13 protein-coding genes and 3 pseudogenes are annotated in these 17,021 nt (G+C 57.5%); 5 read left to right on the plus strand and 11 right to left on the minus strand.

Features of this window, described 5'->3' with window-relative positions; genetic code table 11:
* The first annotated feature begins 21 nt into the window (after positions 1–21).
* The 3 genes from ACEN8E_RS14395 (at position 22) to ACEN8E_RS14405 (ending at position 4,992) form a co-directional block, all read left to right on the plus strand.
* The gene (locus ACEN8E_RS14395; protein WP_495593202.1) at positions 22–1,359 is read left to right on the plus strand and encodes an MFS transporter; all 1,338 of its coding nucleotides are present in this window, start codon (positions 22–24) and stop codon (positions 1,357–1,359) included.
* Positions 1,360–1,609: 250 nt separating this feature from the next.
* A complete protein-coding gene (locus tag ACEN8E_RS14400; protein ID WP_495593203.1) occupies positions 1,610–3,175 on the plus strand; it encodes a methyl-accepting chemotaxis protein in 1,566 nt (521 codons plus the stop codon).
* Between the two features lie 116 nt (positions 3,176–3,291).
* Positions 3,292–4,992 (plus strand): aspartate:alanine exchanger family transporter, encoded by a 1,701-nt coding sequence (locus ACEN8E_RS14405; protein ID WP_495593204.1) that lies wholly within the window; start codon positions 3,292–3,294, stop codon positions 4,990–4,992.
* Positions 4,993–5,112: 120 nt separating this feature from the next.
* Here ACEN8E_RS14405 and ACEN8E_RS14410 read toward each other — a convergent pair whose 3' ends face one another.
* The 9 genes and pseudogenes from ACEN8E_RS14410 to ACEN8E_RS14450 all read right to left on the minus strand — a co-directional run bounded on the left by ACEN8E_RS14410 (position 5,113) and on the right by ACEN8E_RS14450 (position 12,641).
* Positions 5,113–6,018 (minus strand): amino acid ABC transporter substrate-binding protein, encoded by a 906-nt coding sequence (locus ACEN8E_RS14410; RefSeq protein WP_495593205.1) that lies wholly within the window; start codon positions 6,016–6,018, stop codon positions 5,113–5,115.
* Between the two features lie 48 nt (positions 6,019–6,066).
* A complete protein-coding gene (potE, locus tag ACEN8E_RS14415; RefSeq protein WP_495593206.1) occupies positions 6,067–7,407 on the minus strand; it encodes a putrescine-ornithine antiporter in 1,341 nt (446 codons plus the stop codon).
* 477 nt (positions 7,408–7,884) lie between these two features.
* Positions 7,885–8,196 (minus strand): annotated as a pseudogene (locus tag ACEN8E_RS14420) (DNA/RNA non-specific endonuclease); the annotation flags it as partial.
* Positions 8,187–8,357 (minus strand): annotated as a pseudogene (locus tag ACEN8E_RS14425) (IS5/IS1182 family transposase); the annotation flags it as partial. The pseudogenes ACEN8E_RS14425 and ACEN8E_RS14420, both read right to left, overlap by 10 nt.
* Positions 8,358–8,663: 306 nt before the next feature.
* Entirely contained in the window at positions 8,664–9,383 is a 720-nt protein-coding gene (locus tag ACEN8E_RS14430) for an amino acid ABC transporter ATP-binding protein (protein WP_495593324.1), read from the minus strand.
* A gap of 68 nt (positions 9,384–9,451) precedes the next feature.
* Entirely contained in the window at positions 9,452–10,414 is a 963-nt protein-coding gene (locus ACEN8E_RS14435; RefSeq protein WP_495593207.1) for an agmatinase, read from the minus strand.
* A gap of 27 nt (positions 10,415–10,441) precedes the next feature.
* Positions 10,442–11,104 (minus strand): amino acid ABC transporter permease, encoded by a 663-nt coding sequence (locus ACEN8E_RS14440; protein WP_495593208.1) that lies wholly within the window; start codon positions 11,102–11,104, stop codon positions 10,442–10,444.
* The gene (locus ACEN8E_RS14445) at positions 11,094–11,774 is read right to left on the minus strand and encodes an amino acid ABC transporter permease (protein WP_495593209.1); all 681 of its coding nucleotides are present in this window, start codon (positions 11,772–11,774) and stop codon (positions 11,094–11,096) included. The genes ACEN8E_RS14440 and ACEN8E_RS14445 overlap by 11 nt, the downstream gene beginning before the upstream one ends.
* Positions 11,775–11,789: 15 nt before the next feature.
* Positions 11,790–12,641 carry a transporter substrate-binding domain-containing protein gene (locus ACEN8E_RS14450; RefSeq protein WP_495593210.1) on the minus strand — a complete coding sequence of 284 codons (852 nt, stop codon included), beginning with the start codon at positions 12,639–12,641 and terminating at the stop codon, positions 11,790–11,792.
* Positions 12,642–12,768: 127 nt separating this feature from the next.
* On the opposite strand from ACEN8E_RS14450, the gene ACEN8E_RS14455 reads away from it, so the two are divergent.
* A complete protein-coding gene (locus ACEN8E_RS14455) occupies positions 12,769–13,674 on the plus strand; it encodes a LysR family transcriptional regulator (protein ID WP_429372132.1) in 906 nt (301 codons plus the stop codon).
* A gap of 243 nt (positions 13,675–13,917) precedes the next feature.
* On the opposite strand, the pseudogene ACEN8E_RS14460 reads toward ACEN8E_RS14455, so the two are convergent.
* Both ACEN8E_RS14460 and ACEN8E_RS14465 read right to left on the minus strand, forming a co-directional pair.
* A pseudogene (locus ACEN8E_RS14460) lies at positions 13,918–14,118 on the minus strand (transposase); the annotation flags it as partial.
* A 142-nt stretch (positions 14,119–14,260) separates the two neighbouring features.
* Positions 14,261–15,133, minus strand: coding sequence for a DNA/RNA non-specific endonuclease (locus ACEN8E_RS14465; protein WP_495593211.1), 873 nt, complete (start codon positions 15,131–15,133; stop codon positions 14,261–14,263).
* 344 nt (positions 15,134–15,477) lie between these two features.
* Here ACEN8E_RS14465 and pdxR point away from each other — a divergent pair, with 344 nt between their 5' ends.
* Positions 15,478–16,986, plus strand: a complete 1,509-nt coding sequence (gene pdxR, locus ACEN8E_RS14470; protein WP_495593212.1) for a MocR-like pyridoxine biosynthesis transcription factor PdxR — start codon at positions 15,478–15,480, stop codon at positions 16,984–16,986.
* Positions 16,987–17,021: the final 35 nt, after the last annotated feature.

The following is a 17,021-nucleotide window of genomic DNA, read 5'->3' on the forward strand; positions in this document are numbered from 1 at the left end:
GACGAATTGTCGAGGTCAAGAATGACGAACGCAACGATGGAACAAGTCAGCCCGCAAACGCTGAGAAGAGTGATAGTGGCCGCTGGCATCGGCAATTTTGTCGAGTGGTTCGACTTTGCCGTTTATGGCTTTCTGGCCACGACCATTGCCCAGCAATTTTTCCCCAGCGGCGATGCCAGTGCCGCGCTGCTCAAGACCTTTGCGGTATTCGCCGTAGCCTTTGCGTTTCGGCCCCTTGGCGGGATTTTCTTCGGCATGCTCGGTGACCGTATCGGTCGCAAGCGGACCCTTGCGATAACCATTCTGCTGATGGCCAGTGCGACGACCCTGATCGGTCTGCTGCCCGCTTATGCGGCGATCGGGGTCATGGCGCCGATTCTTCTGTCCCTGATCCGTTGCGCCCAGGGTTTTTCCGCCGGTGGGGAATACGCCGGTGCCTGTGCCTACCTGATGGAACACGCACCGAATGACAAGCGTGCCTGGTACGGCAGCTTCATTCCGGTGTCGACGTTTTCCGCCTTTGCCGCGGCAGCCGTGGTGGCCTACGCACTCGAGGCGTCACTGTCGGCCGAGGCAATGGGCAGTTGGGGGTGGCGTCTGCCGTTCCTGATTGCCGCGCCCCTGGGCCTGGTCGGACTTTACTTGCGCTGGAAGCTCGATGAGACACCGGCCTTCCAGGCGGTGACCCAGGAACACGCAGTCGCACACTCGCCACTCAAGGAAACCTTGCGCAACCATGGTGCGGCCATCTGCTGCCTGGGCGCCTTTGTGTCACTGACGGCACTGTCGTTTTATATGTTCACCACCTATTTCGCGACCTACCTGCAAGTCGCCGGTGGCCTGAGTCGCGCCACGGCGTTGCTGGTGTCACTGGTTGCATTGCTGTTCGCCGCGGCAATCTGCCCGTTGGCCGGGCTGTATTCGGACCGGGTCGGGCGTCGAATGACCGTGGTGACGGCTTGCGCACTGTTGATCGTGGTCGTGTATCCATCATTCCTGATGGCCAGTTCCGGCTCGTTCGCAGCCTCCATCGTCGGCGTCATGCTCCTGGCGATTGGCGCGGTGTTGTGCGGCGTGGTGACGGCGGCCCTGCTCTCGGAAACCTTCCCTACCCGTACCCGCTACACCGCTTCGGCGATCACCTACAACATGGCGTATACCATTTTCGGCGGCACCGCTCCGCTGGTGGCGACATGGCTGATCAGCACCACCGGCAGCAACCTGTCGCCGGCGTTCTACCTGATCGCGGTTGCATTGCTTGCGCTGGCCGGTGGGCTGGCATTACCGGAGACTTCAAGGATTTCCCTGCATGACGTTCCGTCGCAGGAGAAAGGCGCAAGCGTGAGCGCTGCGGCCTGAAACACCAGGATCCAGGACTGACTTGATTCGACGTTGCACAGGATTCCTCTGCGCCAGCGCGGACTTGTCATGAAATGAAAAGAAATTGTCGTCGAATGAATGGTCGCCAGCCTCCCCCGTCCATAAATTCCTCCTCGGGCCCGCACGATGAACGCCACGATCTGACGGCGGGCCCGGCCGGCGCAATGCCTGGGTGCCTGTCTGATTCATATGCTCAACATCATAATAATAATCCGAGGGGTCGCAGTGTATGCGTGTGAATTTACCCGTAACCGAGCATGAAAGAGTATTCCCCGCCGAACAACGGTTGATCTCCACGACCGATCTGGATAGCCGAATCACTTACTGCAATGAAGCCTTTGTTGCCATCAGCGGTTTCACTTACGACGAACTGGTCGGTCAGCCCCATAACCTGGTCCGACACCCCGATATGCCACCCGGGGTATTCATCCATATGTGGCACACCATCAAGCAGGGCAAGCCCTGGATGGGCATTGTGAAAAACCGCTCGAAAAATGGTGATTTCTATTGGGTCAGTGCCTACGTCACGCCCATGTATGAAAACGGACGCCTGAGTGGTTACGAATCCGTTCGTTCGCTGCCCAGCCGTGACCAGGTCCGTCGGGCATCCGCACTCTATGCAAGGATGCGGGCCGGCAAGCCGATCGTTTCACGCAGTGCACGGATTTTCCGGCCGCTGCAACACGGGTGGCCATTGCTGATCGCTGGCGGGGTTTCGCTACTCGGTGATCAGTGGCTGCCACAAGTGGCGGCACAGGGGCTGTTGGTGGCGAGCCTGAGTATTGCCTGGTACCTGATCGAGTCCCGGCATCGCAGCGCCATCTCGCGCACCCTGGCCGAACATCCGAAGGCATTTTCCGATCCGTTGGTTGCGCTCACCTATAGCGACAACCACGGTCCCCAGGGTCGGCTGGACATGGCCATGATCAGTGAGGAAGCGCGCTTGCAGACCGCCCTGAGCCGGCTCGTCGATGCCGGGGTCAACGTCAAGGCCAAGGCGGCGCAGTCATCCGGGCTTGCCGGCGCGCAGGCGCAGTCCCTTGACCGTCAGCGCAGTGAAACCGACCAGTCCGCCGCCGCCATTTCACAGATGGCCGCGACCATTTCGCAAGTCACCCAAAACGTCATCAGCACCGCACAGGCCGCGTCCGAGGCCGACCAGTTGACGCGTGAGGGCAGTGAGCTGGCTCAGCAAAGCCTGAGCGCCATGGCAACCATGCATGAGGCGGTCAACGAGATTGGCCAGGCGGTCAATGCATTGGCGAGCCAAACGCAATCGATCGGCAGTGTCGTCGATGTCATCACGTCCATTGCCGAACAGACCAACCTGCTGGCGCTCAATGCGGCGATCGAGGCGGCCCGGGCGGGCGAGCAAGGTCGCGGTTTTGCAGTGGTTGCCGATGAGGTGCGCTCCCTTGCGCAACGCACTCGCACATCCACCGAACAGATTCACGGCATCATCGATTCACTGTATATCGGTGCCGATCGCGCCGTATCGACGGCCAACCGTGGCGAGCAGATTTCCCGCGATAGCATGCAGCGTGTCGAGGCGGTGCAGTCGGCTCTGGTCGGAATCAGCGAGGCCGTCACCCGGATTACCGGTATGAGCCAGCAGATGGCCTCGGCGTCTGAAGAGCAAAGTCACGTGGCTGAAGACATCAATCAACAGATCACGCGCATTGCCCAATTGTGTGATCACAGCGCCGGGCAGGCCAAGCAAGGCGCCGCGATCAGCCAGGATCTTGAAGCCATGGCCGAGTACTTGCACAGCCTGGCCGAGCGCTTCAACCGCTAGCATCGACAGGACGATTCAGGTGTTGCGGGCCAACCACCCCGGATTCACACGCTACGCTACTGCCTGAGGTTTTCCGGACATCAGGCATCAACGTAGCGAAAAAGGGGAATCAACCCGTGCAGGCACTCTTTGCGTTTCTCAATGCCAACCCCTACATGCTGCTGTTCCTTGTGGTGAGCCTGGCGGTGCTGATTGGCCGCTTCACCATCAAGGGTTATGGGTTGGGCACAGTCGGCGGCGCCATCGTGGTTGGCTGTGGCATAGCCATTGCCGCATCCCTCTATGGCGTCACGTTCAAGCTCGACACGTTCACCATGAACCTCTTCTACTACCTGTTCATGTACGGGGTCGGCTTGCGCGTCGGTCCCTCCTTCTTCAATAGCCTGAAGGATGACGGGCTGAAGTTCACCCTCCTGGCGGTCATTTGCAGTGCGTTCAGTCTGGCCGTGGTGGTCGTGGGCACCCGTCTGTTGAACTTGCCGACAGGCGCGGCCGGCGGAATCCTCGCCGGGGCCACGACCATGTCCTCGGCCATCGGTTCGGCCGAACAAGCGGTGACCTCAGGTGCCGTTCACCTCGCACCGGGCGACACGGTCGAGGGGGTGTCCGCGATGATTACCCTGTCCTATGGCATTACTTACATCTGGGGCACCGTCGGCATTGTACTGATGTGCAAATACATGCCGCGCTGGTGGGGTGTCGATGCCAAGGCGGCAGCGCGTCGTTATGAAGAACAGCACGGGATGCATGATCTCGAAGATGATGGCCTCACCGCTGACAAGGCCTTCGGATTGCGTGCGTATCGCCTGGATAACGGCACGACGGCCGGTCTCACCATCCGCCAATTGCTCGCTCGATTCCCTGAATATCGTGTCGTCAATGTGCATCGTGGCAATGAGTCGGTAGGGGCAGGTCCTGATATCCAGTTGCAGTTGGGCGATGTGATTACCCTTGGCGGCACACGGACGGGCCTCACCGCCAACATCGGTCTGATCGGCCCGGAGGTCGATCACGCCAAGGCACTTGCCGTAACACTGGATCATGCGGAGATCCTGGTGACCGAGAAAGCCGTCATCGGCAAGAAGCTCAAGGAGTTCCGTGGATTGGACCTGGCCGGGCAGGTCCAGCTGACTCGCATCCAGCGCGGCGGAGTACCACTGCCCGCGGGGCCGGAGACCACGTTGCAGCGCCGCGACGTGCTTTTCGTCACCGGCCTGTCCGGCGCGGTGCAGCGCGCGGGCGAGTTGTTCGGCGTCATCGCCCGGCCCAGCAGCATGACCGATTTGTTGACGCTGTTTGCCGGAATGACCCTGGGGCTGCTGATCGGTTTGATCCAGTTCCCCGCCTTTGGCGCTTCTGTCGGCCTGGGTAGCGCTGGTGGCCTGATGGTGTCGGGCATCATCGTCTCGTCACTGTCCTCGCGCCTGCGTTTCTTCGGCAATACGCCAAGCGCTGCGCGTAACATCCTTGAGGACATGGGCCTGCTGGTGTTCGTTGCCATTGTCGGGATCAATGCCGGCGCCACCCTGCTCGCTCAGCTGACGGGAACGCTCGCCTTGCAGATATTCCTGGTGGGGTTCGTCGCCTGCATGCTGCCGCCGTTCGCCGTCTGGGTGGTTGGCTATCACTTGATGAAAATCAATCCGGCGGTACTGATGGGCGGGATGGCCGGTGCCCGCAGTCATTCCGGGCCGTGCATGGAGGCCGCGGCGGAGATTGGCAGCAACGTGCCGTGGGTCGGTTTTCCCGTAGCCTTTGCCGTCTCGGGAATCCTGCTGACGGTCCTTGGCTACTTCGCCATGGTCCTCGCCAATTGACGCTGCACACCTGTAGGAGCGAGCTCGCTCGCGATGGACTCAAGAACGCTGCGTTCATTCAATGAACACGCGTTTTCGTTGCCGACCATCGCGAGCAAGCTCGCTCCTACAGAGAATCCGTCAGGGTAATGCATACACCCTGAACAGGTTTTTCACGGTCAGGTTGGTCCCACCCAGATACTGGTCGTAGGCCTTTTCCACGAAGCCCGATTGATAGGCTTCACTCAGGGCCATATCGACCAGCAAGCGGAAGTCTTCGTCGTTGCGATCCACGATCATCGCCACCGGCGAGTACTCGAAGATGCGATCCAGGATCATCAGGTTGCCGGCCGCGCCTTCCTTCGCCACTGCGTTGCGCAGCAGCATGCGTTCGGAGAAGAAGGCATCGGCCTTGCCTTGTGCCACCAGCTTGATGCCTTCGTCGATGTTGGCCACGGTCACCAGTGAGGCGATCACGTTGAGCAGGCGCATCTTCTCGCGAATCCAGTCTTCGGTCACCCCGCCCTCGAGGGTCGCATAGGTCTGGTTGGCCAGGCCATTGTTGATGCTGGCACGCCAGGTCGGGCCGGTAATGGCGACCTTGCCATTGAGCACATTGAGCAGCGGTTCGGCAGCATCGTTGCGCACCACCACCGAAAGGCCGGCGGTGTAGATCGGTATGGAGTAGCTGATCATTTTGCGCCGCTCCAGGGTGGGCGGCGTCGGTGTGCAGAGGATATCGACCTTGCCCTGGCTCACGGCACCGACCTCGTCCGAAATCTGGACAGGCTGGTAGCGCACTTGCAGGTCGGGCAGGCCCAGCTCGCTCTTGAGCTTGTCGGCGACTTTCAGGCACAGGTCGATGGCATAACCGCTGGCCTTGTCGCCTTCCTGCTGGCTGAAGGGGGCCAGGTCAGGCAAGTAGCCCAGGGTAAAGGTGTGGTTGCTGCGCACGCGTTCAAGGGTATTGGCCCCGGCCACTAGCGGCAGCGTCGAGAGTGCGAAGGCCAGCAGCAGTCTGGTGGTTGTGGCAAATGGTACGTTCATGTCCGGTTTCCCCGTATGCAGATGTCTGTGCAGTCCTGATGGCCACGCCTAAGGATTGCCGGCCCTGGCCTGATTGGCCGATGGCGCTTCGGTGAAGCGCTTGGCGAGGAATCCATAGAGCAGGTAGCCGACAGCGAGCACCAGGGTGCCGCCCATCACTGCGTCCTTGCCGCAGGCATACAGGGCGTACAAGGAGTAAGTTATCGCAATGAGCAGTACCACCACATTGCGCGAGTAGATTGCTTGCGAGACCCCGGCCTTGTACATGATCACCAGCAGGCCCGTGAGCGCAGTGATATAGGGGATCAGGTTGGTGACCGCTGCCAGGCTGACCAGCTTGCTGAACTGGGCGGCGGCGTCGGGCGAGATGGTCGACAGGGCCATGAGGGTCTGCAGCACGCCGCAGACGATCATGCCGACGACGGGCGCATTCATCGAGTTGACCTTGCTGAACAGCTTGAGGAACAGGTTCTGGTCAGCCGTCATCTTCGCGGTTTGCGCCAGGGTGAATTGCCAGCCCAGCAGCGAACCGACACAGGCCATGACCGCCAGGGCCATGACGATATTGCCGACCATCGGGCTGAATATCGTGGCGTAGACCAACGCGAAGGGCGCCGAGGATTTGGCCAGGTCAGCATTGGGGATGATGCCCTGGATGACGGTGGTCGACAGTACATAGACCACGGCGGCACCCAGGGTGCCGAACAGGCAGGCCAGCGGCACGTTGCGCTTGGGGTTTTCCACGGCATCGGTGGCCTGGGCCGCCGACTCCATGCCCAGGAAGGCCCACAGGGTCAAGGGTATGGCTTTGGCGACGGCTTCGGAAATCGGCAGGCTGTTCGGGTTCCAGGCCGCGGCCAGCACATCGGGCTTGAACCAGAACCAGCCGATGATGCTCAGGCCCGCGACCGGAATGATCACGCCCCACACCGTGAATGCGCCGATCTTGCCGGTGATACCGGGGCCACCGAAGTTGGCGAAGGTGGTCAGCCAGATCAGCGCGATCGTGCCGATGCACAGCGGAATCGCCCCCGTGCCCAGCCACGGCACGAAGGCCGTCATGTAGCCCACCGCCGAAATGGCCACGGCCACGTTGGCGATGGCCAGTGACAGGAAGTACAGGTACGAGCAGAGGAAAAACCCCGACTTCGCATGGGCTTCTTCGGTATAGGCAGACAAGCCGCCAGAACGCGGACAGAAGACCCCGCATTGGGCAAAGCAGTAGGCGATGGCCATCGAGCCGATCGCGGTGAAAACCCATGACAGCAGCGAGACGGCGCCCAATTGCGCCATGTTGGTGGGCAACATGATGATGCCCGAACCCATCATGTTGACCGTGACCAGCGTCGTAAGCCCCATCAGGCCCATTTTCTTGCTTGAATCAGCCATCGCAAACTCCTTGCCTTGTTCAGAGTCTTGAACCTGGCCTGGCGACGTGCAGCACGCAGCCGGACAGGGGCTAATGCTCACTGCTTGACTAGGTAAACCTTGCGGGACGGGTGCTGCGCAGGATGATGCTGTCGTCGTGTTCCTGAGTCATGGTCACGATCAGGACGAAGAAGCGCTGCGCCAAACAGGACAATGGCACCGGTATCTCGAAAGCAATCCCGGGCCGTATCGCTGGCCGCGATTTTCAAAGCGTTCATAACCAGAATCTCTCGGTCTGTTTGACGTTGAAGTTCCTGGGACAAGTCCTGTGGAGGCATCATGTCCCGAGGTCAGGAGCGATTGCCCTATTGGGTATAGTTCAAATTTACAAACTGTTACTTCTTGCCGGATTTTTTCCGGACCTTTTTTGTCTGGTTCATGGCGATGCAACACCCCATCGGTTGCCTTCAACCTTTGGGGGTGCTGCTCATTCAGTCATCAAGTGCGCCCTGCGGTACCCGTGACCGGTAAATCCCCCAGCAGCTTGAGCCCGGTGCTTTTCACGAAAGCCTCATAGTCCATCGGCCTCTCGATACGGGTTTCACCGTTAGGCAGCACGTAGGCCCAGGCACGTTTGGAGGATGCGTCGTACACCAGCTTGAACAGGCGCGTTGGCACCCAGACCTGGTTGTCGCCGATGGTCGAGTGGCCAGGGTCAAACAGCGGACCGGTAAAGACAAACACGTTGCCATCGGCGCGCTTGGCAAACTTCCTGACATCCGACTCGACCTTGCTCCAGATCTTGCGGTTGCAGCAGGATCAACACCTTCAAACCCAAGTGCCCCCAAGTCGAGTTCATCGTCGAAAACGTCGACCACTCGCACTGGATTTTTTTCGGTTACGTAATCGTCCAGGCACTCCGGCAGCAGAGTCACTTGCGTCCGGGCCTCACCTTCAATAAATCGCTTCATGATCGCCCCCGCTACGATCTCGACGATCAGAAGATGAGACAATTGCGGGAGTTTTCACACAGTCTGGGTCGTTGACTACCCTTGGCGACAGGCAACAGTCGGCCAATAGCTGCCCTTGCAACAGACTTCCATCTGAAGTGGATATCCGCATTAAGGTTGTTTAACTGTCTGTAGTAGATCTTGTTACACGATGCGAAGCAGATCTGATACGAAATGCGTCAGCCAGCAGAGTAATCCATTATCGATACCTGCTGACTGAGCTTTAATTGACTGACTCCGTGTTCAACGCTGAATACATTGTGGGTCTTAGTGCCCCAGTATTTTCGACAGAAAGAGCTTCGCCCGCTCCGAAGACGTCCCGTTAAAGAATGCTTCAGAGGATGTGTCATCAATGATCATCCCCTCCTCCATGAATACCACCCGATCTGCCACGCGTCGAGCAAAGCCCATCTCATGGGTGACCACCATCATCGTCATGCCATCCTTGGCTAGCGACACCATCACGTCCAACACCTCGTTGATCATCTCAGGATCCAGCGCCGAGGTTGGCTCATCGAAGAGCATGATGACCGGATCCATTGATAATGCCCGGGCGATGGCAACACGCTGCTGCTGACCACCTGAGAGCTGCGCCGGATACTTGTGGGCATGTGCGCTGAGGCCCACACGCTCAAGCAATGCCATACCTTTGGCTTTCGCATCGTTTGTCGGGCGATGGAGTACCTTCGTTTGTGGCAACGTGAGGTTCTCAATGATCGACATATGGGGGAACAGTTCGAAATGCTGAAACACCATACCCACTTGCTGGCGCAACCTTGGCAGGTCAGTTTTTGCGCTGCCGATCGACTGCCCATTCACCAGGATTTCGCCTTTCTGAAAAGACTCCAGACCGTTGACCGTCTTGATCAATGTCGACTTGCCTGAACCTGAAGGCCCGCACACCACCACAATTTCGCCTTTACTAACGTGCGTCGAGCAGTCTTTCAGGACTTGCAAATTTCCGTACCATTTATTTATTCCGCGCATTCTGATGCAGTGGGGCTGAACATCTGCAGCGAAGCGGGAAACCGATGAAACAGCGGCTTTAGTCTGAATCATTTGTCGAAATACCCCGCGCGAATAGAGGCGCCGATCAGATTGACAATCAAGCGTCCCGCTGTCACGCAGGTGAGGTTGCTTGCGTTGTCTTTGCCCGGCTGGATTTCAACGATATCCATACCAACGACCCGTCCTTTTTTCACCAATCCGTGAATGAGCTTGCGTGCCTGTAAGAAAGTCACGCCACCTGGTGCCGGACCATCGACAGCGGGCATGATGGTCGGATCGAGACCGTCGGCATCAATGGTCAAGTAGTAGTTTCCACCATCGGGAATACGCGAAAGCACCGCATCCATGCCAATCTCATGCAATTCATAGGCACTGATCAACTCCGCACCATACTCGCGCGCCACCTCGAGATCTTCGGGGCGTGCGCTACCTTGAGCACGCAATCCGATCTGGAAGATACGGCCGACATGGGCCATTTCGGAGGCTCGACGTATTGGACTGGACAACCCCTCCTTGATCCCGTTCACGTCGTCGCGCCAGTCAAGGTGCGCATCGATATGGATGATGGTGATCGGGTCGAGACTGTCGTAGGCCCGCAAAACGGGGGTGGTAATTCCGTGATCACCGCCAAGAATGACTGGCAACGCTCCTGCTTTGAGAAGCTGGCGTACGGCCTGCTCGGCACGCTCATAGTGCTCACCCGGTTTGGCGACATCGGGCAATACATCGCCACAGTCAATGAACCGGATATCGCTACGACCTTGCAGCAGCGGGCCATCGATATCGAAATCGTAATGCCGCGGATCACGCACCATGCGATCAGTGAGCTGACGTATTGCTTGCGGCGCATTGGTCTGGTCATTGGTGTATGAGCGTGGGCCGTAGGGCGAACCAAAAGGCATGCCAAGTACCGCAATATCCGCCTGTTGAAGGTTTTCCAGATCGGTCATCAGTTCTGAATAAAGCAGGGTCTGATGGTTGGTACGTGGAGCGACAGTCAGATTCTTCATAAAAAAACTCCTAAATGATGGGATTTTCTAGCGATGCCGCCAGTGTCTTTCACGGGCTTCCAAAGCCTGGCCAAGTGCATCGAGGACAATGCTCGACAGCCAATAGAGCAATGCAGCGGTGCCGAGCACTTCGAGATATGCGAAGGTGTCAGCGGTCATCAGATTGCTCTGATAGGTCAGTTCAGGAAGACTGGTTACCGAGAAGATCGCGGTGTCCTTGAACATCATGATGATCAGGCTGGTAGTAGGCGGGATCAGGTAACCAAAGCTCTGCGGCACGACCACGTAGCGCTGAACCTGCCAGACGGAAAACCCCAGTGACCGCGCTGCGCGCGCCTGACCGGCCGGCACGCTCTTCAAGGCGGCGCGTAGAATTTCGCTGAAATACCCGGCCGTATAGAACGCAGTGGCACCAATGGCGATCGCAAAGGATGAGGCTTGCACTCCCAGTTGCGGCAGGCCAAAAAACAGCAGATACACCACGATCAGGAACGGTACATTTCGGACAAGTTCGACATAACAACGGGCAAACAGCCTTGGCAACCGATGCTGGGAATCGGCCATGTAAGCGAACAGAGCACCGATCAACATCCCCAGCGGAATACCTATGGCACTGACCGTCGCGGTGATTTTCAGCCCCTGCAACAACGCCGGGATTACGTGGCTGATCACATCAATATCAATGGGCATTTGGCATCACCTTGGCAATGCGGCGCTCGATAAGTCGCGAGATCGACGAAGCGCACAGCAGAATAAGGAAGTAAACGACCGCTGTTGCGCTGAATACTTGCAGCGGCAGATCGCTTTGCAGCGTCGCATTGCGAGCCACGGTAGCGAGCTCACTGACGGCAATGATCGACAGTAGTGATGAGGCTTTGAGCAGTACGGTGTACTCGTTGGTCAGCGGAGGAATGGAGCGATGGAACATCTGCGGCAACAGCACGTAACGCCACTTCTGATGAGCGCGCATCCCTAATGCCTGGGCGGCTGAAACCTGCCCTTGAGGAATCGAAGTCAAAGCGCCCCGCAGGATTTCACTGATGTAGGCCGCCGTGTTGAAAGACAGGGCCAGGATCCCCGCCTGTAGTGGTGTCAGCGAAATACCAATCAGGCTTGGCAAAACGAAATACGTGATAAGCAACTGAATCAGCAACGGAGTGCCACGGATGGCACTGACGTAGACCATCACTGTGTATCGACCAATCGGTCCTGCTGCGACTCTCAGGAGAAGTAAAAACACACCCAACCCGAGCCCAATGAGAAAAGCCAGGCTACTTGCGATAAGTGTCGTTGCCGCACCTTGTAACAGCCCATCGAAAAACGGTCCCAACGCGGTGTGGGTACTTATCCAACTCGTCATTATCGGACCCTCCACTTAGAGGGCCGCTTCAGGCAGGTACCCTGAAGTCGGTAATGTCAGTGTTTCGCCGAACCATTTTTTCTGCAGCTCGGCCAACTTTCCGGTAGCACGCATCTCATCAAGCGTTTCGTTGATAAAGGTGCGCACTTCCGGATTTTTGGCATTGACTACCCAAGCCAACAGCTTGGCATCGCCAACCTCGCCAACCGTTTTATAAATGTCCGGCTGACGGCGCATTTGCACAGCAAATACGTTACTGGGTAGAACACCCACATCGATGGAGCCATTGGCGATCGCCAGACCGACATCGGGATAGCCCTGGAATAGCTTAAGCTCAGCGTAGCCCTGCCCTTTGCTGGCTTTGAGTTCTCGCTCGTATTCCTGCAGTGCTTGTTGGGCTGAAGAACCCATCTGGGTCCCCACCACTTTGCCTGCTACATCCTCGGGGCTGCCGACAGTGGTGTTGTCCGCCTTGACGACGAACAATGAGCGGACGATACCAATGGGCTGACTGAAAGCGAACCGTTTGGCACGCTCAGGTGTGATCCCGACGGAAGTGGCCACGAAATCAAATTTGTTACTCATCAAACCGGGAAGCAAACCGTTGAACGGCAAGTTCAACTGCTCCAGCTCAACGCCGAGTTTTGCGGCCATTTGCTCCAGAATATCGTGGCCGTAACCCACAACCTTACCGTTTTCAACGAATTCATAAGGTTCGTAAGCGGCTTCGGTTCCCACTGTCAGCTTGCCACGCTGCTTGATGTCGGCAAGCGTGCCTGCCTGAGCTAATGCGAAGGTGGAAGTACAGATAACCAGCGAGGTCAAGAGCACGGCTTTGACGATGCTTCGGCGACTGGGTGTTGTCATGATGCGGTCCCCCATTTCTTGGAGTGTTGTATTTGTGAAGGTTGCTGAAACCAAATTAGCCAGTGCGAAAGCGCAAGTAAAATCACTTTATTGGCAATATGGTCTTGGAATCTGATACCTTTTTCCCATGAACCGATTCGACCTTACCGAGCGTGACTTACGCTCTCTGCGTATTTTCTGTGCTGCCGCTGAAGCCGGGGGGTTTGCTGCGGCTGAACGCCGGCTAAATATGACCAAAGCTTCCATCAGCAGGCATATCAAGGAAGTAGAGGAACGTCTGGGTGTACGACTGTGCGAGCGAGGTCCGGCAGGTTTCAAGCTGAGCGCGGCCGGGAGAGTGGCGCTGGAATTGACGACTAATGCACTCAATTCTCTTGAACGAATCAAGCCTGAAATTGATGCGGTACGTGCCGTGATATCCGGCACCGTCTCGATTGGAACTGTCGAGCATATGCTCGCTGATCCAAATTGCCGGCTGACCGAAGCGCTGAAAGAACTGAGACGAAGGGCACCGAACGTTCAGGCAGAAGTAGCCGTGATGACCTTTGCCAATTTAAACCAGGCGCTGCGCGAGCGCCGGGTACAGGTGGCCATTCGCGGGATGTACAAGAAAGAGCGAGCCTTCCATTACCAAAAGCTATTCGTCGAAGAGCATCGCGTATATGTAGCGAAACAAGCGCCGGGCGAGAGACGGCTTCGTCCTCAACTGGTTTATCGGCCGCATCCCTTCGTCGAAGAAGCGCTGGCTACTCATGGTTTTGAACGAGGACCCGAAGCCGCAGGACTGGAAGCTATCGCAATGCTCGTTGAAGGTGGAGGATACGCCGGGTTACTACCGGAGCATTATGTCGAGCTCATCGCCCCGCGTTTCGACTTGTGGGAGTTACCGGACAGCCCCGTGTTCCATAACACCATTTGTGCAATAACCGAGGCCTCTCGCCCTCTGTCACGAAGCGCAGAGCTTTTTCTAGAGATCCTTGAAGAATTGCATGTAAGCGACTCCTCCATCTCGAATCGAAATAGCGCCAGATAGAAAACGAATGGTTCCGGCACAATGAGTCGTTCCAAGTTTCGTAGATGCCTGCCACAGGCGGCTTTGGGTCCAGGCTGTGTGAAAACGCACTAAATACATCGAAAGCTGAGAGCTACGGGCGTTGCCTGCGAAACCAGCAGATGGAAGCGCGAATTGCCCTAGTCAGCTACATAGGCGTTCGTAAGTGCTGTTTGGGCCGCGCCAGCGGCCCAAAGTTGTACACGGACGATCAAGCGACCGGATTCACGCCCTGATCGCTTCCAGCAGCCCTGTGATGCCGAAGATGCTCATCATTCGTTTGAAGTTGCAGGCGAGCACATGAAGGCTCATCTCGGTGCTTACCCTTGGTAGGGTTTTGGTCAGGAAGTGGGTGCTTCCCATCCAGTATTTGAGCGTTCCAAAAGGATGTTCAACGGTCTGTCGGCGACGCCTCATCATCGTTGGACATTTTTCCCGAAAGAACTCCAGCAACGGCTGAAAAGGAGAGGTACCCACGATAAGCAGTACCGTGGGCCTACAAGCACGTATTTTATCTTGAACGATAACCGTCTCCGTATAGATCATTCAGGCAATGTCCTCTCTGAATTCAAGAGCGATTAACCGAACCGGTTACGGGTAGATTGTCCAATAAATCAAGCCCTGTGATCTTTACAAAAGCTGCATAGTCCATTGGCTTCTCGATATGGGTATCGGCGTTGGGTAGCACGTACGCCCAAGCCCTCTTAGAGGAGTAATCATAGACTAGCTTAAACAAGCGAGCCGGCACCCAGACGTGATTATCACCAATGGTTCTATGATCACTGTCAAACAGCGGGCCAGTAAACACAAAGACATCGCCATTGGCTCGCTTGGCAAACTTCCTGACGTCAGACTCGACCTTGCTCCAGATTTTGCGGTTATTGGTAGGTTCCTGCGGCACAATGTTCGAAAGCGCAAAGGACTGGGCCATAGCTTTTTTATTGGGTGCGTCTGCTGCAGCGGCCTGATGGCCTCTGTCCGCTGCAGGGTGTTGTCCTCGGTAATCGCTCAATTCTGACCGTCCACTTTTGGGAATACGGGGGTCCGGATAGAACTGATTGGTGCGTTCCTCCCCTTTGGCATCCAGCAACTGGGCTGCATTCAGGCGTTCGACCACCACCAGCGGGGTCTTGCTGGTTTGCGAGTACAGCACCGCGAAGTTATCGGAACACAATGCCAGGGGTTTCATGGTTGCCGGCACCGTAGCGGTGTTGATCGGTTTCGCTGCCGGGAACAGCTCTGCGCAGCCGTCAAACGATGCCTGCTTCTGTTTGTTCGAGTAGAGGTCCAGGGCCGCGCTCTGGCTGATCGAACCCGAGCGGGACGTTTGTTCATGATGCGCTGCGGGCGGTTTGAGCAGATCCAGCAGGCTGCGGGCTTCTGCCCCGGTCGAGAGCAAAACAAGGGCCGACAGCCCAACTGCAATTTTGCGTAGGTACATGGGTTAAATCTTCGAAAGGGATTGAGGGGGTAACCGTAGGGCGAGTCCCGATTCACGGAACCAGGGGGAGTCTGTTGCTGGTTATGTGGCGGCGAGCATGCTTTCACTGTCCTTGATCAAATGGCCGATGCGGGGCCGGTCGGTTCCGGGCAGTTCGACCACTGTGGGTCGAGCGCGGTTTATTGACCATGCCAGCCCATGTTAGTGCGCAGCAGTGCTGAAATTCTATTGGGTCTTTTGCGCTGTACCAATGTCTGTGGTGGATGACTTATCCAGTACCGCTCGATACCCTTTCGCATCCAGGTGCCTGACGGCAATTCACACACTATCCAGACGAACAAACAATGAAATCCTCCGCCGGTTTGCTGTTGTCAGGTATCGAGCTGGACCGTGCCAGTTCCATCCCCTTGTACCGTCAACTCTACTTGCAGATTCGCAAACAGATTCTCAGTGGCAGGATTCAGGGCGGCGTACGCCTGCCGTCCACCCGGACCTTGAGCAAAGAATTGCAGCTTTCTCGAATCAGCATTCTCAATGCGTTCGATCAACTGATTGCCGAAGGTTTTCTGACGTCGCGGACCGGGGCCGGAACCTATGTCGGCCATGAATGGGAAGGTCGCGGGATTGATGACGATCAGCACCAGCGCCAGCCTCCTCGCCTGTCCGATCTGAGCCAGTCCATGCTGTCGTTGCGCAGCGATCATTTCCGCGGCGTTTCCTATGCTGACTGGGCGACCGGGAGCCCGGCCTCGTTCCTGCCCAGTCACAGCGCTTACGATGCGTTCCCGCAAACTGTCTGGAAGCGGCTGCTGAACCGCCACCTGCACAAACCGACCAAGGCCATGCTCGGCTATGGCGAACTGCAAGGATTGCTGGCCCTGCGCGAGGCGATTGCCGAATACGTCTTTGATGCCCGGGGCATCGATTGCAGTGCCGAGCAGGTAGTCATCGTTTCCGGCGCCCAGCAAGCCTTCAACCTGCTGGGCATGCTGTTGCTCAATCCGCAGGACAGCTTCTGGATGGAGGATCCCGGGCATATCGCGGCGCGCATTGCACTCCAGGCCCAAGGCGGGCTGGTCGTGCCGTTGCGCATCGACGAACAGGGCATCGATATCCGGCAAGGCCTGGCACTGTGTCCTGACGCCCGCCTGGCGTTTACCACCCCTTCCCGTCAGCATCCTCTGGGCATCACCATGAGCTACGCCCGGCGCCAGGAACTCATCGACTGGGCCGCGCGCAATCAAAGCTGGATCATCGAGGACGACTGCGACAGTGAGTTTCGCTACAACGGCCGCCCCTTGCCGGCACTTTATGCCATGGACCAATGGGCCCGGGTCATCTACGCCGGAACGTTCAGCAAAGTGCTCTTCCCCTCGCTGCGACTGGGTTACGTGATACTGCCGAACGCCTTGATCGAACCCTTCTGTACCCTGCGGGCGGTCATGGATCGCAGCCCGCCCACACTGCTACAGGCCGTCACGGCAGACTTCATGCGCGAAGGCCACTTTCTCGGGCATATTCGGCGCATGCGCGCGCTGTACCAGGCTCGCCAGCAAGCACTGGTCGAACAGCTGCAGCAACGCCTGGGCACGTTCTTCAGGATCACGCCCGTGGAAGCCGGCATGCACCTGATCGCCTGGTTACCCGCGCATCTTGATGACGACATGCTGGCCAAGGAACTCGGCCAGCATGACATTCATACCTATGCCCTGAGCGACTACTGCCTCGAGCATGTCTTGCCGCCAGCGCTACTGATCGGTTTTGCCAGCACCCCCGAGGACCAGGCCCAGGCGCGCGTCGAAGCACTTGCCCAGGCCTTGGGCAAACTGGGCTACCTGCAACAGGCCACTTGACCCAAGGCAAGTGGTCTTATGATTTAACTGATAAT

This window comes from Pseudomonas sp. Pseusp9 (assembly GCF_059491265.1).

Bases quoted from the DNA above. Each gene is read 5' to 3' on its own strand.
- ACEN8E_RS14435 (WP_495593207.1), bottom strand. From the start codon at position 10,414: ATGAAGAATCTGACTGTCGCTCCACGTACCAACCATCAGACCCTGCTT.
- ACEN8E_RS14450 (WP_495593210.1), bottom strand. From the start codon at position 12,641: ATGACAACACCCAGTCGCCGAAGCATCGTCAAAGCCGTGCTCTTGACC.
- potE (WP_495593206.1), bottom strand. From the start codon at position 7,407: ATGGCTGATTCAAGCAAGAAAATGGGCCTGATGGGGCTTACGACGCTG.
- ACEN8E_RS14410 (WP_495593205.1), bottom strand. From the start codon at position 6,018: ATGAACGTACCATTTGCCACAACCACCAGACTGCTGCTGGCCTTCGCA.
- pdxR (WP_495593212.1), top strand. From the start codon at position 15,478: ATGAAATCCTCCGCCGGTTTGCTGTTGTCAGGTATCGAGCTGGACCGT.
- ACEN8E_RS14445 (WP_495593209.1), bottom strand. From the start codon at position 11,774: ATGACGAGTTGGATAAGTACCCACACCGCGTTGGGACCGTTTTTCGAT.
- ACEN8E_RS14395 (WP_495593202.1), top strand. From the start codon at position 22: ATGACGAACGCAACGATGGAACAAGTCAGCCCGCAAACGCTGAGAAGA.
- ACEN8E_RS14455 (WP_429372132.1), top strand. From the start codon at position 12,769: ATGAACCGATTCGACCTTACCGAGCGTGACTTACGCTCTCTGCGTATT.
- ACEN8E_RS14465 (WP_495593211.1), bottom strand. From the start codon at position 15,133: ATGTACCTACGCAAAATTGCAGTTGGGCTGTCGGCCCTTGTTTTGCTC.
- ACEN8E_RS14430 (WP_495593324.1), bottom strand. From the start codon at position 9,383: ATGCGCGGAATAAATAAATGGTACGGAAATTTGCAAGTCCTGAAAGAC.
- ACEN8E_RS14400 (WP_495593203.1), top strand. From the start codon at position 1,610: ATGCGTGTGAATTTACCCGTAACCGAGCATGAAAGAGTATTCCCCGCC.
- ACEN8E_RS14440 (WP_495593208.1), bottom strand. From the start codon at position 11,104: ATGCCCATTGATATTGATGTGATCAGCCACGTAATCCCGGCGTTGTTG.